Origin of the sequence: Streptomyces sp. P9-2B-2, from assembly GCF_030406865.1 — a bacterium.
GTDB classification, from domain to species: Bacteria; Actinomycetota; Actinomycetes; order Streptomycetales; family Streptomycetaceae; genus Streptomyces; species Streptomyces platensis.
Map to the genome: position 1 here is coordinate 2,677,321 of NZ_CP129126.1, position 22,225 is coordinate 2,699,545.

Below are 22,225 nucleotides of genomic sequence, written 5' to 3' on the forward strand. Positions count from 1 at the left end.
GCCGCAGGAGTCGGCCCCGGGGCCACGGCGGAAGGCCGACCGCGGCCCCGGGCCCCGCGATCAGCCGATCTTGACGTACCGGATGGAGACGTACGGCCACCAGGTGCCGCTGGCCTCCGAGGTCTCCCCGGGGGCGACGGCCGAGCCGTCTCCCTGGCAGTTGTCCACGGTGTACCAGGTCACCTTCTTGTTGGTGTGATTGGTGATCGTCTTGTAGCCCCGCGAGCCCGTCGGCGAGCTCTTGGCGAGCTTGTAGCAGGTCCCGTCCGTGGGGTTGGTCAGCGTCCGCTCACCGTTCCCGGAGAACTCCAGGGTGCCGGTCGCGGCGTTCGCCGCACCCGTTCCCAGGACCAGAAGGGAAGCGGCCATGGCGCCCATGGCCAGTGTGCGTCCCGCGTTCCTGCGCATCTTCACGTCGTTCTCTTCCTTCCGGAATGACAACTCGTCCGGGGAGGGACGCTAGGCACCGGCGTTATGTTTCACCTATCGGTTCATTCTCGGACCGGCCCCGTCGACCCCCGCACCACCAGCTCCGGCCGGAAGACGAACTCCGTGCGCTGCGGCGGGGCCTGACGCCCCTGGGCGCGTTCGTGGATTTCCTCGATCAACGCCCCCACCGCCGCCGTCGCCATCGCCTGCACCGGCTGGCGCACCGTGGTCAGCGGGGGGTCGGTGAAGGCGATCAGCTGGGAGTCGTCGAAGCCGACGACCGAGACGTCGCCCGGGACGGCCAGGCCGCGCTGGCGCGCCGCCCGCACCACGCCCAACGCCATCAGGTCGCTGCCGCAGACAACGCCGGTACAGCCTTCGTCGAGCAGTGCCGCGGCTGCCGCATGGCCACCCTCGACGCTGAACAGGGTGTGCTGGACGCGCCGGTCGGCCTGCCCCCTCGACAGGCCGAACGACTCCGCCAGTGCCGCCACGAAGCCGTCGGCCTTGCGGCGGGAGGGCACATAGCGGGCCGGGCCGACGGCCAGCCCGATCCGCTCGTGCCCCAGTTCGGCCAGGTGGCGCACGGCCATCCGGGCCGCCGCGCCGTCGTCGGGTGAGACGAACGGGGCGTCGATGCGGTCGTTGTAGCCGTTGATGAGGACGAACGGGACGCCGCGGGAGGCCAGCCGGGTGTAGCGGGTGGGGTCGGCGCGGGTGTCGGCGTGCAGGCCGGAGAGGAAGACGATGCCGGTGACACCGCGTTCCTCCAGCTGCTCGACGAGTTCGTCCTCGGTGGCCCCGCCCGGCATCTGGGTGCACAGCACCGGGGTGTAGCCGTGGCCGGCCAGCGACTGCTCGATGATCTGGGCGAAGGCGGGGAAGATCGGATTGGTCAGCTCGGGGATGACCAGGCCGACCAGCCCGGCACTGCGGCGCCGCAGCCGTACGGGACGTTCGTAGCCGAGTACGTCGAGCGCGGCGAGCACCCGCTGCCGGGTGCTCGCCGCCACGCCCGCCTTGCCGTTCAGGACCCGGCTGACGGTCGCCTCGCTGACCTCCGCCTGGGCGGCGATGTCGGAGAGCCGGGGGGCGGTGTGGAGATCGGGCAGGGTCACTCCTCCCACCAGACGGCGGTGTCGGCGGGCAGCTCGAAGTCCCCCTCGGCGGCGTTGAGTTGGCGGGAGGCGAGCAGGATCCGGCCGGGGGCGGGCAGCGGGGCGGGGCTCTCCGTCGTGTTGACGGTGCAGATCAGGCCGCCGGGGCGGCGGAAGGCCAGGACACCGTCGGGGGCGTCCAGCCACTCGACCGACTCCCCCGCGCCGAGGCCCGGATGGCCGCGCCGCAGCGCGAGGGCGGTGCGGTACAGCTCCAGGGTCGAGTCCGGGTCGCCGGTCTGGGCCTCGACGGTGAGCCCCGCCCAGTCGCCCGGCTGCGGCAGCCAGCTGCCGCCGTCGCCGAAGCCGTACGGGGCGGTGTCGCCGCTCCACGGGAGCGGCACCCGGCAGCCGTCGCGCAGGCCCTCCTGGCCGCTGTCCCGGAAGAACGAGGGGTCCTGGCGGACCTCGTCGGGGAGGTCGGTGACCTCGGGCAGGCCCAGTTCCTCGCCCTGGTAGAGGTAGGCGGAGCCGGGCAGCGCCAGCATCAGGAGGGTGGCGGCGCGGGCGCGGTCCAGGCCGCCGCCGAGCCGGGTGCGGTGGCGTACGACGTCGTGGTTGGACAGCACCCAGGTGGTGGGCGCCGCCACGGGGCGCATGGCGTCTAGGGAGGAGTCGATCGCCTCGCGGAGGGCGGCCGCGTCCCAGCCCGTGTTCAGGTAATGGAAGTTGAAGGCCTGGTGGAGTTCGTCGGGGCGGACGTAGAGGGAGGTGCGTTCCGCGGTGGGGGCCCATGCCTCGGCGACCGCGATCCGCTCGCCGGGATACTCGTCGAGGACGGTGCGCCAGGAGCGGTAGATGTCGTGGACGCCGTCCTGGTCGAAGAACGGCAGCACCTGGTTGCCGAGCAGTTTCAGCTGTTCGCCGTGGCCCATGTCGGGCAGGCCGGGGGCCTTGACCAGGCCATGGGCCACATCGACCCGGAAGCCGTCGACGCCCAGGTCCAGCCAGAAGCGCAGGATGGAGCGGAACTCGTCCTGGACGGCGGGGTGGTCCCAGTTGAAGTCGGGCTGTTCGGGCGCGAAGAGGTGGAGGTACCACTCTCCGTCGGGGACCCGGGTCCAGGCGGGGCCGCCGAAGAGGGACTCCCAGTCGTTGGGCGGCTCCTCGCCGTTCTGGCCCCGCCCCTTACGGAAGTGGAAGCGCTCGCGCAGGACCGACCCCGGGCCCTCCGCCAGCCCGCGCCGGAACCATTCGTGCTGGTCGGAGCAGTGGTTGGGGACGAGGTCGACGATGATGCGCAGGTCCAGGGCGTGGGCGTCCCGGATGACGGCCTCGGCGTCGGGCAGGGTGCCGAACATCGGGTCGATGGCGCGGTAGTCGGCGACGTCGTAACCGGCGTCGGCCTGCGGAGAGGCGTAGAACGGGCTGAGCCAGACGGCGTCCACGCCCAGGTCGCGCAGGTACGGCAGCCGGCTGCGGACGCCGGCCAGGTCCCCCATGCCGTCCCCGTTGGCGTCGGCGAAGCTGCGCGGATAGACCTGGTAGATCACCGCGTCGCGCCACCAGTCGGTGGCGGGGGCGGCATTGTCAGGAGTGACGTGGTGCGGTGAAGTCATCTCAACCCTTGGTGGTGCCGGCGGTCAGTCCGGCTACGAGGTGGCGCTGGGCGAAGGCGAAGACGAGCGCGGCCGGTACGGCGATGATCACGGCGGCGGCGGTCATCGAACCCCAGTCGTTGGTGTACTGGTTGACGAAGGTCTGGAGGCCCCCGGCGAGCGTCAGGTTCTCCTCGCCGGTCATGAACGCGGAGGCGTAGGCGACCTCGGCCCAGGCGGTGACGAAGGTGTAGAAGCCGGTGACGGCGAGGCCGGGGCGGGCCAGTGGCAGGACGAGCCGCCAGAAGGTGCCGAACGGGTTGAGGCCGTCGACCCGGCCCGCTTCGTCGATCTCCACCGGGATGGTGTCGAAGAAGCCCTTCATCATCCAGGCGCAGAACGGGACGGCGATGGTCAGATAGGTGACGACCAGGCCCGCGGGCTGGTTGAGCAGGCCGAGGCCCGCCAGCAGGTTGTACAGCGGCACGATCAGCACGGCGACCGGGAACATCTGGGTGATCAGCAGCAGCCACATCAGCGGGCGCATGCCGGGGAAGCGGAAGCGGCTGACGGCGTAGCCGGTGGTGGCGGCGAGGAAGACGCCGAGGACGGTGGTCAGCCCGACGATGATCACGGAGTTCTTGAACCAGGTCAGGAACTCGGTGTCGGCCAGTACGTGGGTGTAGTTGGCGAACGTGAAGTGGGTGACCAGGCTGGTGGAGAAGGCGTCGTTCCTCGGTTTGAAGGACGTCACCAGCAGCCACAGGGGCGGGAAGACCGCCAGCACGGCCGCGACGGCCAGACCGGCGTGCAGCGCGGTCGAGGCGAGCCGGGAGCGCTGGTTGCGCTTGCGGGCCGGGCGGGCCGGCGGTGTACGGGTCATGGTCACCACACCTCTCCCTGCTTGCGCAGCGCGCGCCGGTAGACGACCGCGACGACCGAGAGCAGGACCAGGATCAGGACGCCCCAGGCCGCGGACTCGGAGAAGTTGCGGGGGCTGTCGATGAAGGAGAGCCGGTAGGCGTAGGTCACCAGGATCTCGGTGGCGTCGCCGGGGCCGCCCCGGGTCAGCAGGAAGATCACCGGGAACATGTTGAAGGTCCAGATGGTGGAGAGCAGGATGACGGTGCTGCTGACGGCCCGCAGCCCCGGCACGGTGATGTGGCGGAACCGCTGCCAGGCGCTCGCACCGTCCATCTCGGCGGCCTCGTACAGCTCGCCCGGTATGGACTGGAGCCCACCGAGCAGCGCGACCAGCATGAAGGGCACGCCCAGCCAGACGTTGACGGCGATGACCGAGAGCTTGGCCCAGGTGGGGTCGTTGAGCCACGGGACCGCGTCGATACCGCCGCCGGCCAGCAGCTTGTTGAGGATGCCGTTCTTCTCGTTGTAGAGCATCCGCCAGGTGAAGACCGAGATGAAGGCGGGGATGGCCCACGGCAGGATCAGCGCGAGGCGGTAGAAGGTGCGGCCGCGCAGGGTGCGGTTGAGCATGTTGGCGAGCGTGAGGCCGACGAGGAAGGTGAGCGAGACACAGGCGACGGTCCACAGGACGGTCCAGCCGAGGCGGTCCCAGAAGACGCCGTCGGACAGCACCGCCCGGTAGTTGTCCAGGCCGGTGAACTTGTAGGTGGCGGGGAGGTGGTTGACCCCGATGTTCCGCTCGACGTTGGCCTCATTGGCGTCCGTGAGCGAGAGGAAGACGCCGCGCACCAGCGGGTAGCCGATGATCACCCCGATGACGAGTACCACCGGGGCGACCATCGTCCACGCGTACCAGTGGGTGCCCAGCGCCCGGCGCACCCGTACAGCAAGGGTCACTTGTAGTCCTTGAGCAGCTTCCGGTAGGCGTCGCCGGTCGCCTTGGCGGCCTGCTCGGGCGAGGCGGCGCCGGTGAGCACCTTGTTCATCTGGACCTTGACCGGCTCGAAGAGCGAGTTGCCCTCGGCGATCCAGGGGCGCTGCACGGCGCCGTCGACGGCGGGCTTGAAGAACTGGACCATCTCGTTGCTCTTGACGGCCGGCACCTCGTACACGGACTTACGGGTGGGCAGCAGGCTGAGCTTCTCGTTGGTCTGCTGCTGGACCTTGGCCGAGCTCATGTACTTCACGAAGGCGTAGGAGGCCCGGAGGTTCTTGCTGCCGGCGTAGACGGAGAGGTTCCAGCCGCCCTGCGGGGAGCCCTGGGCGGTGCTGCCGCCGGGGACGGGGGCGACGCCGAGGTTCTTCTTGTCCTTGAAGGCCTTGCCGGCGCGGGCGCCCTCGATGTCCCAGGGGCCGTCGACGGCCATCGCGACGGTGCCGTCCTTCAGGGCCTTGAGCTGGTTCTCCTGGCCGTCGGTGGCATCGGTGACCGCGGCCTTGGAGTCCACCAGGCCCTTGATCGTCTTGAACGCCCGGACACCGGCGCCGTCGTCGATCTCCACGACCTTGTCGCGGGCGTTGACCATGTCGCCGCCCTCGCCGTAGAGGTAGGGCAGGAACCAGTAGGGGTCGTCACCGCGCAGATACAGGGCGGTGGCGCCGGTCTTGGCCTTGATCTTCTTGGCGGCCTCGGCCAGTTCGTCGAAGGTCTTGGGCACCTCGACGCCGGCGTCCTTGAGGAGCTTCTTGTTGTAGAAGAGGCCGAGGGTGTCGATGACCTGGGGTGCGGCGTAGGTCTTGCCCTTGAACTTCGTCGAGCCGACGGCCTGCGGGAGGTAGTCGTCGGCCTTGTCGAGGGCGGGGGTGCCGTCGAGCGGCGCGAGGTAGCCGAGGTTGGCGAAGTCGGCGACCCAGGCGACCTCGGTACGCATCACGTCGGGGGCGCCGGAGTTGCCGCCGGCCGCGTTCTTGAACTTGGCGTTGGCGTCGCCGAAGGGGACGTTCACATATTTGACGTGGACCTTGGGGTGCTCTTGCTGGAAACCTTCGGCAAGTTTGCGGTACGTCGCCTTCTCGGCGTCGTTGGAGGTGTCCCAGAAGGTAACGGTTCCGGACAGTTCACCCCCGCTGTCGCCGCCGCTGCCGCTGTCGCCTCCGCCGCACGCTGTAGCTGCCAGCGCCAGGCCCGCTACCAGCGCGGTGGCCGTGATGCCCCGTATGCCACGCCGCATGTGAACTCCTTAGGGAAATGCCTCAGATGGCGGTCAGGAACGTAACAGCGTGGAAAACAAACCGAAAGACCTTGCGGCAAATTTCTGCAAGACCATGGGAATGAATTGCAACGAGATGGCTGGAACGGGACCCTCCGGGCACCCCCGGCACCGTCACCCCGCGCCCGCCCGAGCGTTGATTGCATGAAGGCACCGACGCCTCTTGATCGCGACAGGGACGGCAGATGACCCAGGAGCTCACTTCCCCCAGCCCCGCCCCCCAGGCCCCCGGAACGGGCCGAGGTCCGGGGTGGTGGCGCGACGCCGTCATCTACCAGGTGTATGTGCGCTCGTTCGCCGACAGCGACGGTGACGGCATCGGCGATCTGCGCGGCGCCCGCGCCCGGCTGCCGCACCTGAAGGATCTGGGAGTGGACGCCGTCTGGCTCACCCCGTTCTATGCCTCACCACAGGCCGACGGCGGCTACGACGTCGCCGACTACCGCGCCGTCGACCCGCTCTTCGGCAGCCTCCAGGACGCCGACGACCTGATCCGCACCGCCCACGACCTGGGCCTGCGGGTGATCGTCGACATCGTCCCCAACCACACCTCCGACCGGCACCCGTGGTTCCAGGACCCCGAACTCGCCCGGGAGCGCTACCTCTTCCGCCCCGGCAAGGGGGAGAACGGCGAACTCCCGCCCAACGATTGGGAGTCGGTCTTCGGCGGCCCGGCCTGGACCCGCACCGACCGCGGCGACTGGTATCTGCACCTCTTCGCCCCCGAGCAGCCCGACCTCAACTGGGAAAACCCCGAGGTGCACGCCGAGTTCGAGGCCATCCTGCGCTTCTGGCTCGACCTCGGGGTGGACGGCTTCCGGGTCGATGTCGCGCACGGCATGGTCAAGGCGCCCGGCCTGCCGGACATCGGCCACGGCCAGCAGGCCAAGCTGATCGGCAATCAGGTGCTGCCGTTCTTCGACCAGGACGGGGTACACACCATCCACCGGGCCTGGCGCCGGCTGCTGGACGGCTACGGCGAGACCCACGGCAAGCACGTGGTCGGCGTCGCCGAGGCCTGGGCCCCCACCGCCGAGCGCCTCGCCCTCTACGTCCGCCCCGATGAACTCCACCAGGCCTTCAACTTCCAGTTCCTGAACGCCCCTTGGGAGGCCGGCGCGCTGCGCGAGGTCATCGACGCCTCGCTCGCCGCCACCACCTCGGTCGGCGCCCCGACCACCTGGGTGCTGTCCAACCACGACGTCGTACGGCACACCACCCGGCTCGGCGGCGGCCTGGACCGCGCCCGCGCCGCCACCCTCCTGATGCTGGCGCTGCCCGGCTCCGCCTACCTCTACCAGGGCGAGGAACTGGGCCTGCCCGAGGTCACCGACCTCCCCGACGAGGTCCGCCAGGACCCGGCCTTCTTCCGCGGCGGCCGGACCGCGGGCGCCGCCGCCACCAGCGGCCAGGACGGCTTCCGCGACGGCTGCCGGGTGCCGCTCCCCTGGTCCGGCGAGCTGCCGCCGTACGGCTTCGGCGACGGCGGCAGCTGGCTGCCGCAGCCCGGCGACTGGGCCGCCCTCACCGTCGAGGCCCAGACCGGCGACCCCGCCTCCACGCTGGAGCTCTACCGCACCGCCCTCGCCCTGCGGCACCGGCTGCCGGGACTGGGCGACGGGGAGATGAACTGGGCCCCCGCGCCCGACGGCGTGCTCGCCTTCACCCGGCCCGGCGTGCTGTGCGCCGTCAACACACTGGGTCACGACGTGGAGCTGCCACCGCCCGGCGCGCTGCTGCTGGCCAGTGCCCCGGTGACCGGCAACGGGGCCGCCGCGGTGCTCCCCGGTGACAGCTGCACCTGGTGGGCAATCTGAGAGCCGAACGGTACAGTCCCCCACATGACCGCCCGGCTGGCCGATATCGCAGCGCAGGCGGGTGTCAGCGAGGCCACCGTCAGCCGGGTGCTCAATGGAAAGCCCGGAGTCTCCGCCACCACCCGCCAGTCCGTGCTTGCCGCCCTCGATGTGCTGGGCTACGAGCGCCCGGTGCGGCTGCGGCAGCGCAGCGCCGGGCTGGTCGGACTGATCACTCCGGAGCTGGAGAACCCGATCTTCCCGGCGTTCGCCCAGGTCATCGGGCAGGCCCTGACCCGCCAGGGCTATACGCCGGTCCTCGCGACCCAGACGCCGGGCGGCTCCACCGAGGACGAGCTGACCGAGATGCTGGTGGACCGCGGGGTGGCCGGCATCATCTTCGTCTCCGGGCTGCACGCCGACACCTCCGCCGATATGCAGCGCTATGAGCAGCTGCGCGGCCAGGGCGTCCCCTTCGTCCTCATCAACGGCTTCTCCGACAAGGTGCAGGCGCCGTTCGTCTCCCCCGACGACCGGGCCGCGGTGGACCTGGCGGTCACCCACCTCAGCGCGCTCGGCCACCGGCGGATCGGGCTGGCGCTCGGCCCCAAGCGCTTCGTTCCCGTGCAGCGCAAGATCGAGGGCTTCGTCCGCAGCATGCAGGACCGGCTACAGCTCGGTCCGGCCGAGGCGGAGCAGTTCATCCAGCACTCCCTCTACACCCTGGAGGGCGGCCAGGCCGCGGCGGGCGCGCTGATCGAACGGGGCGCCACAGCCATCGTCTGCGCCAGCGACATGATGGCCCTCGGCGCGATCCGCGCCGCCCGGCAGCGCGGCCTCGACGTCCCCGGTGACATCTCCGTGGTCGGCTTCGACGACTCCCCGCTGATCGCCTTCACCGACCCGCCGCTGACCACGATCCGGCAGCCGGTGACGGCCATGGGACAGGCCGCGGTACGGGCCCTCCTGGAAGAGGTCGGCGGCACCCCCGCCCCCCACAGCGAGTTCGTCTTCCACCCCGAACTGGTGGTGCGCGGCTCGACCGCCTCGGCCCCCCGCACCACGGCGCGGATTCCGAAGCCGTCGCGGGCTCACTGAGCGCCACATCCCCCGTGAGTACGGGGTCCTGGCATACCCCACAGGTCCGATACGAGGCCTCGAATACCCGCCCGAAGGATGATCGGCAAGACGTCCGTTTCTGGCAAACTGTCTGCCTATGGGTGATGCGAATACGAGGATTTTGGACGGCCCGCCGACCACCCCGCCACCCAAGGGGGAACACGCGGACCGCCCGGTGACCGACCGTCGATTGGCCCGTCTGCGGGCCCCCCGCTCCCCCCGGCTCTGGTTCGAGATTCTGCTGATCGCGGTCAGCTACTGGACCTACTCGGTGGTCCGCAACGCCGTGCCGGAGCAGAAGATCCAGGCGCTGAAGAACGCCGACTGGGTCTGGCAGACGGAGCACTTCCTGGGCATCGCCGTCGAACGCACCGTCAACCACGCGGTGAACTCCGTGACGTGGCTGATCGTCACGATGAACTACTACTACGCGACACTGCACTTCGTCGTCACGATCGGCGTCCTGATCTGGCTCTACCGCTGGCACCCCGGCCGCTACGCCGCCGCCCGGCTGGCCCTGTTCACCACCACCGGTCTCGCGCTGATCGGCTACTACCTCTACCCGTTGGCGCCGCCCCGGCTGATGCCGGACGGCGGCTTCGTCGACACCCTCGTACACCACGGCACCTGGGGCTCGATGGCGTCCGGCAACCTCGCCGCGATGTCCAACCAGTACGCCGCGATGCCGTCGATGCACATCGGCTGGTCGCTGTGGTGCGGCATCACGATCGCCTTACTGGCCAAGCCGCTCTGGTGCAAGGCCCTCGGGCTCCTCTACCCCACCGTCACCCTGCTGGTGATCATCTCCACCGCCAACCACTTCTGGCTGGACGCGGTGGGCGGCGTGCTGTGCCTGTCCCTGGGCTTCGCGTGCGCCTCTGTCTGGTACGGGTCGCTGCCGCATCGACTGGCGCGGGTGCTGCCGGCTGCGGCGTGAGGCGGGGCCTCATGCGGCCTCCCCCGCACCCTCCCCGGGAAGGGGCGAGCGCGGGGGAGGCCGCATGAGGCCCTGGCGCTACCGTGCGCGCGGAAACGCACAGGGTGCGCGCCGCGTGGCCACCGGGTCAGTCCCGGATGACGCCGTCAGCAGTGGGAGGCCGCCTTTTGGCCTCGGTGTGATACCACTCGATGAGGTGCGTGCGGAAGAGCATGGCAGCGAATTCGGGATCCCAGTCCGCACTGAATTCGGGCACCACATTCTGCCGCCATTCAAAGGCCACCCCGGGATGACTCGCCATGGCGAAGGTGGCAGTGATCCAGACACCCTGCTCTCTCCGGTCGACAAGCATTTCCCGCAAGGAACCCTGATCCTCTTCCGAGGCCAGACTCTTCGGGAGGGAGCTTTCCAGGGACCGCTGAAACTGCGCGAGCCACTGTTCCACCTCCATGCCGCCACGCGGCGTATGGTCCACGGTCTCTCCTCTCGATACCGTCATTCCAGGAATGCCGTGATGATGCCGACCGGCCGACCGTCCTTGGAGGCGTCGTCTTCGCGCTCCGTGAACACCACACGGAACATCTTCCCGGTGGCCGTACGGTTCCTCACCACCATCGACCCGCCATCTTTCTCGTATTTCCCGTCTTCGAGGGTATCGTCGATCCAGCCGAGCAAGGAAGTGTCATCTTCCGGGTGCTTGTCCTGAATGTGCGTGTAGCCGAACTTCGGATCCCCCTGCCGCAGCGGCACGTCCTCGCCGTTCTTCCCGAAGAACGAGTTGCGTATGTGCCACTTTCCGACCACCGATTTCTGAGCCGCCGGCGAGGCCATGCGCACATGCGAAACCGTGGCGGCCTGCGCGGGCGCCGCGAAGACGCCCAGAAATCCAGCCGAGGCGACGGATGCCGACAGAATCCCCGCCAGGATCCTCTGTTTACCCCACATCATCATTCCTTTGCGTTGGAATTGATCAACGCATAAAAGGAAATCAGAAAACGATCAAGGGGACGAGGGGCGGAATAAGCCCCGCCGCCCCCGCCGATAAATCGAAAAATGTCCGCCGTTCACCTTTTCCGGCCACCGCCGGAATCACCGGCGCACACCACCGCTCTCCCGCCATGAGCCATGCCGCAGCAGCCGGGTCCCCGTCGTCCGGACCGGGAACCGGCTGGCTGAATCGCGTCGCTCACGGCAGCGGGCGCACGGGCCGCGCGGGCAACGCCCGGGGCGGGTACCCCCGGCCCCCTACGCCCCGTAAAAGAGCTCCTCGACGACGCCCCGCGCCCGCCGCGTGACCCGGCGGTAGTCGTCGATCATCTCGCCCGTCTGGCCCTCCTCGTAGCCGAGGTAGCGGCCCACGGCCGACAACTCGCGGCCGTCGACGGGGAATGTGTCGCCGGGGCGGCCGCGGACGACCATCACGGCGTTGCGGACGCGGGCGGCCAGGACCCAGGCCTCGTCCAGGGTCTGGGCGTCCTCGGTGCCGATCAGTCCGGCGGCGTGGGCGGCGGCCAGCGCCTCGCGGGTGCGGGTGGTGCGCAGGCCGGGGACTTCCCAGCCGTGCTGCATCTGGAGCAGCTGTACGGTCCACTCGACATCGCTCAGGCCGCCGCGCCCCAGCTTGGCGTGGGTGGTGGGGTCCGCGCCGCGGGGCAGCCGCTCGGCCTCCATCCGGGCCTTGAGCTTGCGGATCTCACGGACCGCGTCCTCGCCGAGGCCCTCGGCGGGGTAGCGGAGCGGGTCGATGAGTTCGATGAACCGCTCGCCCAGTTCGATGTCGCCGGCGACCGGTTCGGCGCGCAGCAGGGCCTGCGACTCCCAGACCAGTGACCAGCGCCGGTAGTAGGCGGCGTACGAGGCGAGCGTCCGCACCAGCGGGCCCGTCCGGCCCTCCGGGCGCAGGTCCGCGTCGATGAGCAACGGCGGGTCGGAGGAGGGGAGTTCGAGCAGCCGGCGCATCTCGTTGGCGACCGCGTGGGCGGCCTTGGCGGCCTCCTGCTCGTCGGCGCCCTCGCGCGGCTCGTGGACGAAGAGGATGTCGGCGTCCGAGCCGTAGTTGAGCTCATGGCCGCCGAAGCGGCCCATGCCGATCACCGCGAAGCGGGTGGGCAGGGTGTCGCCCCACTGGTCGCGGACGGCGGCGCGCAGCGCACCGGCGAGGGTGGCGGCGTTGAGGTCGGAGACGGCGGAGCCGACGGCGTCGACGGAGTGGCCGTGGTCGTTCGCCGCCGGGCTGAACTCCGTGCCGTACGCGCCGATCACATCCGCTGCGGCCGTACGGAACAGCTCTCTGCGGCGCACCCCGCGGGCCGCCGCGACCGCGGCCTCGGCACCGTCCGCGCGGCCGACCGCGGCCAGCACCTCCTGCTCCAGGGCGGCCCGGCCGCGTGGCTGGAGCCCGTCGGGGGCGCCCAGCAGGGCGACCGCCTCGGGGGCGCGCAGCAGCAGGTCGGGGGCGAGCCGGCCGGCCGAGAGCACCCGGGCGAGGTTCTCGGCGGCGGCGCCCTCGTCGCGCAGCAGCCGCAGGTACCAGGGGGTCTTGCCGAGCGCGTCGGAGACCTTGCGGAAGTTGAGCAGTCCGGCGTCCGGGTCGGCGGAGTCAGCGAACCAGGCGAGCAGCACCGGCAGCAGGGTCCGCTGGATGGCGGCCTTGCGGGTGACGCCGGAGGCGAGGGCTTCCAGGTGGCGCAGGGCGGCGACCGGGTCGGCGTAGCCGAGGGCTTCGAGGCGGTGGCCGGCGGCCCTGGCGGAGAGCCGGGTCTCGCCGGGCTCCAGGTGGGCGACGGCGTCGAGCAGCGGCCGGTAGAAGAGCTTCTCGTGCAGCCGGCGCACCTCGCGGGCGTGCCACCGCCATTCCCTGCGGAGGGTGTCGACCGGCTCGGTGCGCAGGCCCAACGAGCGGGCCAGCCGCCGGAGTTCACCCTCGTCCTCGGGCATCAGATGCGTACGGCGCATCCGGAAGAGCTGGATCCGGTGTTCCAGCGTGCGCAGGAAGCGGTAGGCGGCGTCCAGGGCCGCGGCGTCCTGGCGTCCGACGTAGCCACCGGCCGCCAGCGCGGCGAGGGCGTCGAGGGTGGTGGCGCTGCGCAGGGTGGCATCGCTGCGGCCGTGGACGAGTTGCAGCAGCTGGACGGCGAATTCGACGTCGCGCAGCCCGCCGGGGCCGAGCTTGAGTTCCCGTTCGACCTGCGCGGCGGGGATGTTCTCGACGACCCGGCGGCGCATCTGGCGCACATCGGCGACGAAGTTCTCCCGCTCGGCGACCTCCCAGACCATGGGCGCCAGCGCGTCCACGTACTCCTGCCCCAGCTGGAGGTCGCCGGCCATCGGGCGGGCCTTGAGCAGCGCCTGGAACTCCCAGGTCTTGGCCCAGCGCTGGTAGTAGGCGAGGTGGCTGCTGAGGGTGCGGACGAGCGGGCCATTGCGGCCCTCGGGGCGCAGATTGGCGTCCACCGGCCAGATCGTGCCCTCGGCGGTGTTGTCCGAGCAGAGCCGCATCATGCGGGCGGCGAGCCGGGTCGCGGCCTGGAGGGCCTTGGCCTCGTCCACGCCCTCCTTGGCCTCGGCGACGAAGATGACATCGACGTCGGAGACGTAGTTCAGCTCGCGGCCGCCGCATTTGCCCATGCCGATGACGGCCAGCCGGCTCACCGCGGCGTCGCCGGGCGCCTCTTCGTAGGAGATCTCCAGGGCGGCCCGGACGGTCGCGGTGGCCAGGTCCGCCAGCTCCGCGGCGGCCTCGGCGACATCGGTCGTGCCGCACACATCGCGGGCGGCGATGCCCAGCAGGGAGCGGCGGTAGGCGGTGCGCAGCGCGTCGGCGCGCGGCCGTTCGGCGTTCTCCCCGCCCCAGATCCCCTCGGCGAGCGCCAGCTCGAACTCGGGGGTGGTGGGGTGCAGGTCCACCGACTCGTAGGTGACCAGCGACTGCCAGTCGTGCGGATGCCGGACGAGGTGGTCGGCGAGCGCCTCGGAGGCGCCCAGCACTCCCAGCAGCCGGTCGCGCAGCGGTTTCGCCGCGACGACGGTGCTCAGCAGCGCCTGCTGCTCGTCCGGCTCCTGGGCCTCGACCAGCCGGGCCAGGCTGTGCAGGGCGAGGTCCGGGTCCGCGGTGGCGCCCAGCGCCTCCAGCAGCACCGAGTCATCGCGTACGGACGCGAACGGAGCGGAATCGAGCAGCGCCCCGGCCGCCGAGGGGTCGGTGAAACCGTGCCTCAGCAGCCGGGTGAAGGTGCTGCTCCGCCGTCCCTGCGGAGCGGGAAGTGCCATGGGTGCAAGCCTCTCGGTGGCGCGGTGGCTCAGAGCACGGGCAGCATCTTGCGCAGCTCGAAGGCGGTGACCTCGGAGCGGTACTCCTCCCACTCCTGCTTCTTGTTGCGCAGGGATTGATGCGCAGGTCTCTCCATGTGGCCTGACTCTACCTGCGCTCTTGCTGACCTGCGATGGAGCGGGTGTTGCCGGTCGTCATTGGTCCTCTTTGGGCGCCCTCGGACGGCCCACAGACGGCCCGGGAGGGCCCGCTCCAAGTTCACCTTGCCCGTCCCATCACTGAACGGATGAACGATTTGCATGCACTCGAAGATGCCCTGTCACCGGCCCGCTACGCTGGGGTTCACCACCAGAGAGACGGAGGCGCCCCCAGCATGGGACCGAAGACAGCCAAGGTCTACGAGACGCTGCGGACAATGCTCGCCTCCGGAGAGTACGCGCCCGGTGACAAGCTGCCCTCGGAGCGGACCCTGGTGGAACAGCTCGGTATCGGCCGCACCGCACTACGGCAGGTGTTGGCCCGGCTGGTCGCGGAAGGCGCGCTGGAGGTACGCGGCCGGAGCAGCTACCGCGTCCCGGGAGGTGTGTCCGTAAGGGCACCCGAGGGGCTGGAGCCGTGGCAAATCCACGGCGAGCGGAACATCTACGACAACCGGTGGGTCAAGCTCCAGCTCTGGGATGTCGAGCCTCCCGGGGTGGAGCGGTTTGAGCACCATGTGGTCCGGCTGCACCACGTTGCCATCACCGCCGTCCTGGACGATCAAGACCGCGTGCTCATGATGTGGCGGTACCGCTTCGTCCCTCAGCAGTGGGGTTGGGAACTGCCCGGCGGGATCGTGGACGCCGGGGAAGACCCGTCCGAGACGGCGCAGCGCGAAGTGGAGGAAGAGACCGGCTGGCGCCCGAAATCAGTGGAGCACGTCGTCACCTATCAGCCCATGGTCGGCATGGTCGACTCGCCTCACGAGATCTACGTGGGGCATGGCGCTGAGCGTGTCGGCGACCCTACCGATCTGGAGGAAGCCGGCCATATCGAGTGGGTCCCCCTCGCGGACATTCCAGGTCTCATGGCTCGCGGCCAGCTCATGGGGTCCGGCACTCTCGTCGCACTGCTGCACATCCTGGCAACCCGCGACAAGGGGCGCGCTACAACTTCGCACTGAGGAGATCAACGCGGCGACGCTGGCGGACCGACCCGGTACGGTTCGCCAGCAGCCGCGCCTGCCTCACCTGGGTGTGCGCGTCGTCGTACTCGCCGCGCGCCAGGTGGGCATGCGCAAGGTCGATGTGCAGCCCCGCCTGGGCGCGCACGAACGTCGGGTCCACCACTTCCAGCGCGTCGTAGAGTCCGCTGACCGCGCCGGCATCACCAAGCATCGCCAGGACGTGACCGCGCCAACGAGCAAGGTGGCCTCCATTGAGGAAGATGCTCGGTAGATCAGGGTCGCGGTCGTCCGGGCCAGGCGGAATGGACGCGGCTGCGGCATCGAGCGCCCGGCAAGCGTCGTCGGGCATGCCGGCATGGGCACACAGCTCCGCCTCCGCCGCGTACAGCCACGCCCAAAGGCGCGGAGATCCCGCTTGGCCGAGCGAACGCTGCGCTTCACGAACGAGGTCAACACCGAGCGCAGGACGGCCAGCCTCCATGAGGACGTAGGCCTGCTCAGCCGTGGCATGCGCGAGATAACTCGGTGCTTCCGCATCACGGGCAGCCCGCTTTGCGAGTTCATAGTGCCGCCAGGCCCGGTCTACCGCACCAGCGTCAATCGCTTGCCATGCAGCAAGGGTTGACGCTCCAACCAGCGCAAGAGCCACTGGCCGGCGGGCGCTGGGAAGTACGGCAAAGGTCAGCGTCTCTTCGAGTCGAGCCAGGTGCCCCGACATTTGATCGACCAACGCCGATGCACCTCGCTCGCGGTCCATCGTGCGCAGCACCTCGGTCTGATCATTGAACGCCTTGACCAAGGACTCGCTGACACTTCGTGCCGAGTCGATCCTGGCCAAGAGTTCGTCGTACCCGTCGGCCACGGCGACAGACGGAGCCTCAGGTTGAGTGCCCCTCAGTTCGGCATCCGTGACACCGAAGAGTCGCCGGAGAATCGCGGCGTAGCGGTCCGAAATCGCACGTCGGCCGTTCTCCCACTCAGACACGTAGACGCGCAGGCTCGCGGTAGAGGCAACGTCAATGACGTGCCGTCGGGCGAACTGTTCAATCTCGCGAACCAGTCGCTCTTGAGACCACCCACGCGCCGCGCGGACATCGCGAAGCCTTGCGCCCATCGGTCACCGCCTAGCCGTAGCTCGCTTGCCGTTCACTCCAGGATGCCTCACATCATCGCAGGTCAACAGGGGTTAACAGCAACGGAGTTAACCCCTGTTGGCTACCGACACCCCCACCTCGGACGGTCTCCTAGAAGTGCACCGAGAGGGGCGACATCCGCTCGACTCGACGAACCGCTTGACTCTGGTGCGCACCAGATGCCAACCTTCTGGTGCGCACCAGATGGCGGGCGGGTCCCAACATCGGTGCGTGTGTAGGGCAAATGCGTGATCTGCGCCGCCCGGACGCCCCGGTGACACGGGTCGAAAGGAAGCGGTCGTTGCTTGAGAACTGAACAGTGATCGTGCGGGGCTGACGCGAGAGCGGCGGTCGCGGTAGGTGCCTAGGGCGAGGGTCCGGGGGCAAACCGCCGTGATGGACGACGTTCTCCTTCTAGCGCTCGGCAAGCGGTAGGAGCAGTACAGCGGGGCCCCAATGCACGTGGCGAGATGAGACAGATCGCCCCCGAGACGACCGGGTGATGTCGTCGGCGGCACCACATGCCACCTGCACCGGCTCTGGAGAACACCCTCTGGGTGCCACCCCGTGCAGCCGCCCTGCTGGCGTCAGAGCAGTGACGATGACGCGCCCGATTTCCCGGCTCGGGACCGGTGCGCCGTGGCAACGGCGCACCGGTGAAGCCGTATCCCTGCTTTCTGTGGGAGGTCGGTGTGAACCGACGACATACCGAGGCGCCGTCCGGACGGACCGGCCGGCGGCGCCCGTACAACATCCGGTCCGTCTACCTGGCCCGCAGCGCTTTGGCGCTGCCGGTTGCCTCCTCCGCCCGTCTGGACCGCGCTCAGCGTGCGTCTGTACGGGCGGGGTTGAGGGGAGCCGGAAGGTCCGGCCCCGAGAGGGGGAGTTTGATGGAGATCGCTGCCGCGGTTGTCGCGGTCATCGGCACCGTGCTGGGTGCTGGTGTTGTCGGTGTCCAGCAGTACTACGCGGCTCGGTCGCAGCGCCGTGAGGCTCTGCGGGACCAGGCCCTGAAGGCCCTGACCGAGCTGAGCACCGCGCTGGCCGATCACCGCCGCGCGATGTGGATGCGCGAAGACCTGCGGCTGTCCGGTGCGGCGCCGGCTGATGTGGCTGCCGCCCGCGAGGCCAGCCACGTCACCCGGTCCGCCGTCACCGCCCCGCAGATCGCCCTGACGACGCTGCTGCCGCAGGTCCGCGCAGATGTGGACACCGCTGTACGCGCCACGTACGACATGCGCGGCGCCTCGAACGCTGTCGCCCTGGCGTCCCTGCGCGAGTCGGCCGTCGATGCGGCCGACGCCCTGACCGGCACAGCGGCACGCACCCTGTCCCGTCCCTGCCCCCCCACCCCACAACGGCCTGCACCCCCCGGAGTAGCCGCTCCGAGGGGTGCCTTCGGGCCGTCCATCGTTGAAGGAGTACACGACCCATGAAGAACATCGTTGCTGGTCATGAAGCTGTTACCGCGGCTGATTTCGCGGCGCTGGCGTTCGGCATCGACCTGGAGCTGTTCGCCGGCCCGGTCACGGAGACTCTGGAGGAGCGGAAGGCTCGGCTGGACGTGGCCCGCGAGGTCCTCGCCGACCTCCGACAGGACGATCCGGCGGCCGCCGCCTTCGCTGCGGAACTGCTGCGCAACAAGAAGACGGCCCCCAGGAAGCCGACCAGCCTCAGCAAGCGTCGGTCGGCGCGCCGGACGGCCACGCGGTACCCGCACCCCGCGGCGGTGGCCGCGTGAGCCAGCAAACGCGGCCGCACGCCCAGCAGATTGCAGCGCTGCACGCGCTCCAGTCGGGCCTGACGAAGACGCTCGTTACGGTCGCGGTGGTCGCGATGACGTTCACCGCCACGAACGTGACTCTGTTCGCCATCGATCACCACATCAACCCGTGGATCGCCTGGCTGCTGGATCCGATGGTGGCGGTGGCGCTCGGCACGGTGCTGATCGTGGACGGCCGCCTGTCCGAGTACGGCGTGCACCCCTCGGGGTGGGCGTCGGGTCTGCGCTGGTTCGCCGGCCTCGGCACCTGGATCATGAACTGCTGGAGCTCCCTGTGGCCGAACGGAGCCCCGTTCGGCATCCCCCGCGACGTGGACCCCGCAGGGCTTGTCCTCCACTCGATCCCCCCAGTCCTCCTGATCGTTCTCGCCGAGGCGATCACGTTCTACCGGCGCGCGATCCTCGGCAAAATCGCCGAACTCCGCGCCCTGGTGGACACGGAGGCCAGCGAGGTGGACGCCGCACCCGTCCACCCGGCATCCACCGCACCGTCCACCACCGCCCCCGAGCCATCGCAGGCCGAGCGTCCGGCGCTGCCGGTGCGTCAGCCGTCGCTGGTCATCTGCGGTGACCAGGCGGTGTATGCCCTCACCGTTCCCCCCGCGTCCGCCTCGGGCGACGAGGAGGAGCCGGAGGCGGAGAAGCTGCCCGCCGATGAGGCGCTGAACGTCATCCGCGCCTGCTGGGCGATGGGGGAGACGATCGCGGAGGCGGCACGGAAGTCCACCCGTTCCACCTCCTACGTCCACAAGGTCTACCAACGCCTCAAGGACAGCGCCGACACGTCCACCCAGGAGCCGTCCAAGGCTCTGGTGCCCGTCGGGTCGGGCGCGGCACGGTGAGCCGCCCGCGATTCTGGGACCCCGACGGCAAGCGGTACGGCATCCCGACCTACCCCTACCGGCTCGCCCCTGACGGTCTCGCTACGCGCCGCCAGCTCCGCGCGCAGCAGCTGCGGCCTGGCGGTCAAAGCATCGCCGCGCAGATCCTGTGGCGCTCGCGCCGCTGCCGCACTGGCATCCGCGCGGCCTATCTCTATCGCACCGACCTGGCCAAGCCGGTCCGTCCAATGACGCCGGCCAAATGGCAGGCCGTCGCCGCCGCGCTCGCCGCTCGCCGCACCTGCCCCGGCTGCGGCCTGGACCGCGGCTACACCATCCCCACCTCCCTCGGTGTCTGCGTGACCTGCGCGGACGCTCCTGCTCTCGCTGCCTGACCTCGAACGGAGCCTGTTGTGAAGCGTCGTCATCTGATCCTGTCCGCCACGCTCGTCGTGGGTGCGGCGGTCGGCGTCTCCCACGCCGTGCAGCTCAGCGCCTACGGCGTTCCCGTCTCGCTGATCGTCTCTTGTGCGTTGGCCACGGGTGCCACGGCCCTGGTGGTCGCCTCGCGCGTCGCGGACGTCTTCGACTTCACCACGCACCGCTGCCGGGTGCCCGGGTGTGACTTCCGGGCGCGGGTGCGCGGGGTGAACGCGGCGGAGAACCGGCGCTGGCAGGAGACCGCTGCCGAGCACCCCGCCCACACCTACCGCCGCTGAGGAGCAGCTGCTCTTTGCCCGTTTCAGCGCCCCGGCCCGCTTCCTAGGGCCTGGCCGGGGCGCCCACTCCCGCGAAGGAGCTTCACCAGTGTCTGACACCACCACCGAAGCCACCACCACAACCCCCTCCAAGGCACCCGAATCCGCCACCACCACCGCCGAAGTTGACGGCGCATCCGTACCGATCGAGTTCACCCTCACCCAGGCCCCGGCCGAGGTCGAGACGCCCACCCAGACGCGCGCGGCCCACCGCCTGCGGGCGCTGCCCGCAGCCGTGTTCGGCGTAGAAGCCCTCTCCACCGGCTCCGCGGCCCTGTACTCGGCAACCGGGCTGACCGGGGCGCTGACGGCGGCCGGCGTGGTCGTCGGCGGCGCTGCCCTTACCGCGGCAGGCGTGGCGACGGCCAAGTCCCGGAGCAAGCGCAGTCCGGGCCGTTCCCACGGTTTCCACAGCGGCGGCCTGGGCGGTGCCGGCCGGTCGCACCGGGCCTCCTCAGGTGCTGGTTCGCGTTCGGCTGGAGCGGGCGGCATCGGCCGTCAGCGCCGGGGCAGCGCTCTCGGAGCGAGCAGCGCAGGAGCCTCGACCCCCCGCACCCCGGCCGCCCAGGGCCACACCCGCCGCGGCGGCGCAGGCCATTCCTCCACGGCGATGACCGACCGGCGCCGTCCCTCCGCGGGCAACGGCGCCACTGCCGGCACGGGTGACTCCGGGTCGGGGAAGTCCGGTAGCGGGCGGCACCGTCCGGGCGGTGCGGGCGGGCTGCTGTCCCGTCTCGCTGGCCGTCAGGGCCGTACCACCGACTCTGCCAGCAGTGGCCTTAGCGGTGGTGGCGGGTCTTTGTCGAAGCCGTCTGCCGGTCGTTCGCAGGGTGCGCGGTCGACGGTGGCCGCCGCCACCGGCCGCGCTGCCCGTGCCGCGGCGCGTGGTGTCGCGGCGGCCGGGCGCAAGGCGGCCGGGGCGTGGGGGTCCCCGCGGATGCAGTCCGTTCGGGACGCCGTCCGCAGCGGCTATCTCCGCCTGGCCAACCAGGTGCAGTCAGCCGCCCCGCCGCTGCTGGCGCGGCTGGGGGACCGGATTCGCAGTGCCCGGCGGGCGCTGGCAAAGAGGGGCAGGGCCGCGGTGCCGTTCCTTCTGCGGGCGGCCCGTGCTGGCCTGCTGGCCGGAGCCCTCGGAGCCATCGTGTCGGTGCCGGGTCTGATCCTGCGGGGCGTGGCCGCCACGTGCGGCGGGGTGCTGCGGTGGTTGCACCTGGCGCCGCGGAGCGGCAAGCCCTGGGGTGCCCGCTTCACCCGCTGGGGCCCCAAGGCCGCCAAGTGGGCCTTCACCAAGCTGATGCGCTCGGCGAAGGACAAGTACGCCGCAGCGGTCCGGCCGGACGTGCTGACCGACTTCGCCGAGCCCGGCCGCCGCGCCACGGCCGGGCCGGGCGGGGCGTTCGCCTGGCCGAGCGATCATTTCGGAGGGAATCTGGTGTCCGTCTTCCAGCGTGAGACCGAAGGCGTCCGCGACGCCTACGCCCGCTATGAGCCGCCGATGATGCTGGCGGTCGCCGCCGAGTACTGGGGCCTGCCCGAGGGGCTGACCTCGACCGGTGAGGCGATCCGGCAGCTGGCGGTCAACGTCGCCGACAAGTACCCGGCCGACGCCCGCATGGCGGACCTGGTGGCCCAGGTCTACTCCCTGCTGCACCAGGCCGCCCAGAAGGCCGCCGAGGTCGGCCCGCTGTTCGCGAAGGTCCACGAACACGACCTGCGCCGCTATGAGGAGCCCCGGCCCGGCGAGCACATGTGGAACATCCTGGAGCGCCGCCAAGACGGCTCCTTCTCGCAGCGTCAGCCCTCGCACTTCGTCGCGGTGACGCAGGACGTCGCGCACGTCTACGCCCGCTACGAGCCCGGTCACATGAAGCAGGTCGCGGCCGAGTTCGAGGGCATCCCCGGCGGCATCGAGAACGTGGCTGCCGCCGTGCAGCTGCTCCAGGTGCGCAGCAACGAGCGGTACCCGGTCGACAAGGCCGTCGTGGACGCCCTCGCCGACGTCCACATGCTGCTGCTGAAGGCCGCGAGCGCGGCGCAGGACCTGATGCCGAACTTCCGCCGCCTGCACGCCCCTGACATCTCCCGCCACGAGGCGCCCCGCAACGGCGAGGAGTCCGAAGGCATGTGGGACGTCTAACCGCACCCCGTCACACCGCTTTCCGTGGGCCGGGCACCGACTGGTGTC

21 protein-coding genes are annotated in these 22,225 nt (G+C 70.3%); 10 read left to right on the forward strand and 11 right to left on the reverse strand.

Annotated elements, in window-relative coordinates; genetic code table 11:
- Positions 1-60: 60 nt before the first annotated feature.
- From QT196_RS11630 to QT196_RS11655, 6 genes are all read right to left on the reverse strand, one after another.
- Positions 61-414 carry a hypothetical protein gene (locus tag QT196_RS11630; protein WP_168478799.1) on the reverse strand — a complete coding sequence of 118 codons (354 nt, stop codon included), beginning with the start codon at positions 412-414 and terminating at the stop codon, positions 61-63.
- A 77-nt stretch (positions 415-491) separates the two neighbouring features.
- Positions 492-1,556 (reverse strand): LacI family DNA-binding transcriptional regulator, encoded by a 1,065-nt coding sequence (locus tag QT196_RS11635; protein ID WP_290354850.1) that lies wholly within the window; start codon positions 1,554-1,556, stop codon positions 492-494.
- A complete protein-coding gene (locus tag QT196_RS11640; protein WP_290354851.1) occupies positions 1,544-3,145 on the reverse strand; it encodes a glycoside hydrolase family 13 protein in 1,602 nt (533 codons plus the stop codon). The genes QT196_RS11635 and QT196_RS11640 overlap by 13 nt, the downstream gene beginning before the upstream one ends.
- Before the next feature lies 1 nt (position 3,146).
- Positions 3,147-4,007, reverse strand: coding sequence for a carbohydrate ABC transporter permease (locus tag QT196_RS11645; protein ID WP_168478801.1), 861 nt, complete (start codon positions 4,005-4,007; stop codon positions 3,147-3,149).
- Between the two features lie 2 nt (positions 4,008-4,009).
- A complete protein-coding gene (locus QT196_RS11650; RefSeq protein WP_168478802.1) occupies positions 4,010-4,945 on the reverse strand; it encodes a sugar ABC transporter permease in 936 nt (311 codons plus the stop codon).
- Complete coding sequence (locus QT196_RS11655; RefSeq protein ID WP_290354852.1) at positions 4,942-6,219, reverse strand: extracellular solute-binding protein; 1,278 nt, start codon at positions 6,217-6,219, stop codon at positions 4,942-4,944. Before QT196_RS11655 ends, QT196_RS11650 begins: the two co-directional genes overlap by 4 nt.
- Positions 6,220-6,443: 224 nt before the next feature.
- Here QT196_RS11655 and QT196_RS11660 point away from each other — a divergent pair, with 224 nt between their 5' ends.
- The 3 genes from QT196_RS11660 (at position 6,444) to QT196_RS11670 (ending at position 10,110) form a co-directional block, all read left to right on the forward strand.
- Positions 6,444-8,075 carry a glycoside hydrolase family 13 protein gene (locus QT196_RS11660; RefSeq protein ID WP_266730533.1) on the forward strand — a complete coding sequence of 544 codons (1,632 nt, stop codon included), beginning with the start codon at positions 6,444-6,446 and terminating at the stop codon, positions 8,073-8,075.
- Positions 8,076-8,099: 24 nt separating this feature from the next.
- Complete coding sequence (locus QT196_RS11665) at positions 8,100-9,152, forward strand: LacI family DNA-binding transcriptional regulator (RefSeq protein WP_190145871.1); 1,053 nt, start codon at positions 8,100-8,102, stop codon at positions 9,150-9,152.
- A gap of 118 nt (positions 9,153-9,270) precedes the next feature.
- Positions 9,271-10,110 (forward strand): phosphatase PAP2 family protein, encoded by an 840-nt coding sequence (locus tag QT196_RS11670; protein ID WP_168478806.1) that lies wholly within the window; start codon positions 9,271-9,273, stop codon positions 10,108-10,110.
- Positions 10,111-10,237: 127 nt separating this feature from the next.
- Here QT196_RS11670 and QT196_RS11675 read toward each other — a convergent pair whose 3' ends face one another.
- The 4 genes from QT196_RS11675 to QT196_RS11690 form a co-directional block, all read right to left on the reverse strand.
- Positions 10,238-10,585 (reverse strand): hypothetical protein, encoded by a 348-nt coding sequence (locus tag QT196_RS11675; protein WP_168478807.1) that lies wholly within the window; start codon positions 10,583-10,585, stop codon positions 10,238-10,240.
- A gap of 20 nt (positions 10,586-10,605) precedes the next feature.
- Complete coding sequence (locus tag QT196_RS11680) at positions 10,606-11,055, reverse strand: hypothetical protein (RefSeq protein ID WP_266730536.1); 450 nt, start codon at positions 11,053-11,055, stop codon at positions 10,606-10,608.
- A 300-nt stretch (positions 11,056-11,355) separates the two neighbouring features.
- Entirely contained in the window at positions 11,356-14,379 is a 3,024-nt protein-coding gene (locus QT196_RS11685) for a bifunctional [glutamine synthetase] adenylyltransferase/[glutamine synthetase]-adenylyl-L-tyrosine phosphorylase (RefSeq protein WP_168478809.1), read from the reverse strand.
- Positions 14,380-14,408: 29 nt separating this feature from the next.
- Positions 14,409-14,516: a glutamine synthetase gene (locus QT196_RS11690; RefSeq protein ID WP_290354853.1), complete on the reverse strand. Its 108-nt coding sequence runs from the start codon at positions 14,514-14,516 to the stop codon at positions 14,409-14,411.
- A 237-nt stretch (positions 14,517-14,753) separates the two neighbouring features.
- Here QT196_RS11690 and QT196_RS11695 point away from each other — a divergent pair, with 237 nt between their 5' ends.
- Positions 14,754-15,542: an NUDIX domain-containing protein gene (locus QT196_RS11695; RefSeq protein WP_290354854.1), complete on the forward strand. Its 789-nt coding sequence runs from the start codon at positions 14,754-14,756 to the stop codon at positions 15,540-15,542.
- On the opposite strand, the gene QT196_RS11700 is transcribed toward QT196_RS11695, so the two are convergent.
- Entirely contained in the window at positions 15,526-16,659 is a 1,134-nt protein-coding gene (locus QT196_RS11700; RefSeq protein WP_290354855.1) for a helix-turn-helix transcriptional regulator, read from the reverse strand. The genes QT196_RS11695 and QT196_RS11700 overlap by 17 nt on opposite strands.
- A 909-nt stretch (positions 16,660-17,568) precedes the next feature.
- Between QT196_RS11700 and QT196_RS11705 the strand changes: the two genes are divergently transcribed.
- The 6 genes from QT196_RS11705 (at position 17,569) to QT196_RS11730 (ending at position 22,177) form a co-directional block, all read left to right on the forward strand.
- Positions 17,569-18,114, forward strand: a complete 546-nt coding sequence (locus QT196_RS11705; protein ID WP_290354856.1) for a protein kilB — start codon at positions 17,569-17,571, stop codon at positions 18,112-18,114.
- Positions 18,111-18,419: a hypothetical protein gene (locus QT196_RS11710; protein WP_290354857.1), complete on the forward strand. Its 309-nt coding sequence runs from the start codon at positions 18,111-18,113 to the stop codon at positions 18,417-18,419. Before QT196_RS11705 ends, QT196_RS11710 begins: the two co-directional genes overlap by 4 nt.
- A complete protein-coding gene (locus tag QT196_RS11715) occupies positions 18,416-19,303 on the forward strand; it encodes a hypothetical protein (protein WP_290354858.1) in 888 nt (295 codons plus the stop codon). Before QT196_RS11710 ends, QT196_RS11715 begins: the two co-directional genes overlap by 4 nt.
- Entirely contained in the window at positions 19,300-19,677 is a 378-nt protein-coding gene (locus tag QT196_RS11720) for an RRQRL motif-containing zinc-binding protein (protein WP_290354859.1), read from the forward strand. Before QT196_RS11715 ends, QT196_RS11720 begins: the two co-directional genes overlap by 4 nt.
- An 18-nt stretch (positions 19,678-19,695) precedes the next feature.
- Positions 19,696-20,001: a hypothetical protein gene (locus QT196_RS11725; protein ID WP_290354860.1), complete on the forward strand. Its 306-nt coding sequence runs from the start codon at positions 19,696-19,698 to the stop codon at positions 19,999-20,001.
- Between the two features lie 88 nt (positions 20,002-20,089).
- Positions 20,090-22,177 (forward strand): hypothetical protein, encoded by a 2,088-nt coding sequence (locus QT196_RS11730; protein ID WP_290354861.1) that lies wholly within the window; start codon positions 20,090-20,092, stop codon positions 22,175-22,177.
- The last annotated feature ends 48 nt before the right edge of the window (positions 22,178-22,225 follow it).

Bases quoted from the DNA above. Each gene is read 5' to 3' on its own strand.
- QT196_RS11655 (WP_290354852.1), bottom strand. From the start codon at position 6,219: ATGCGGCGTGGCATACGGGGCATCACGGCCACCGCGCTGGTAGCGGGC.
- QT196_RS11680 (WP_266730536.1), bottom strand. From the start codon at position 11,055: ATGTGGGGTAAACAGAGGATCCTGGCGGGGATTCTGTCGGCATCCGTC.
- QT196_RS11685 (WP_168478809.1), bottom strand. From the start codon at position 14,379: ATGGCACTTCCCGCTCCGCAGGGACGGCGGAGCAGCACCTTCACCCGG.
- QT196_RS11640 (WP_290354851.1), bottom strand. From the start codon at position 3,145: ATGACTTCACCGCACCACGTCACTCCTGACAATGCCGCCCCCGCCACC.
- QT196_RS11665 (WP_190145871.1), top strand. From the start codon at position 8,100: ATGACCGCCCGGCTGGCCGATATCGCAGCGCAGGCGGGTGTCAGCGAG.
- QT196_RS11705 (WP_290354856.1), top strand. From the start codon at position 17,569: ATGGAGATCGCTGCCGCGGTTGTCGCGGTCATCGGCACCGTGCTGGGT.
- QT196_RS11700 (WP_290354855.1), bottom strand. From the start codon at position 16,659: ATGGGCGCAAGGCTTCGCGATGTCCGCGCGGCGCGTGGGTGGTCTCAA.
- QT196_RS11690 (WP_290354853.1), bottom strand. From the start codon at position 14,516: ATGGAGAGACCTGCGCATCAATCCCTGCGCAACAAGAAGCAGGAGTGG.
- QT196_RS11660 (WP_266730533.1), top strand. From the start codon at position 6,444: ATGACCCAGGAGCTCACTTCCCCCAGCCCCGCCCCCCAGGCCCCCGGA.
- QT196_RS11670 (WP_168478806.1), top strand. From the start codon at position 9,271: ATGGGTGATGCGAATACGAGGATTTTGGACGGCCCGCCGACCACCCCG.
- QT196_RS11710 (WP_290354857.1), top strand. From the start codon at position 18,111: ATGAAGAACATCGTTGCTGGTCATGAAGCTGTTACCGCGGCTGATTTC.
- QT196_RS11695 (WP_290354854.1), top strand. From the start codon at position 14,754: ATGGGACCGAAGACAGCCAAGGTCTACGAGACGCTGCGGACAATGCTC.
- QT196_RS11645 (WP_168478801.1), bottom strand. From the start codon at position 4,007: ATGACCCGTACACCGCCGGCCCGCCCGGCCCGCAAGCGCAACCAGCGC.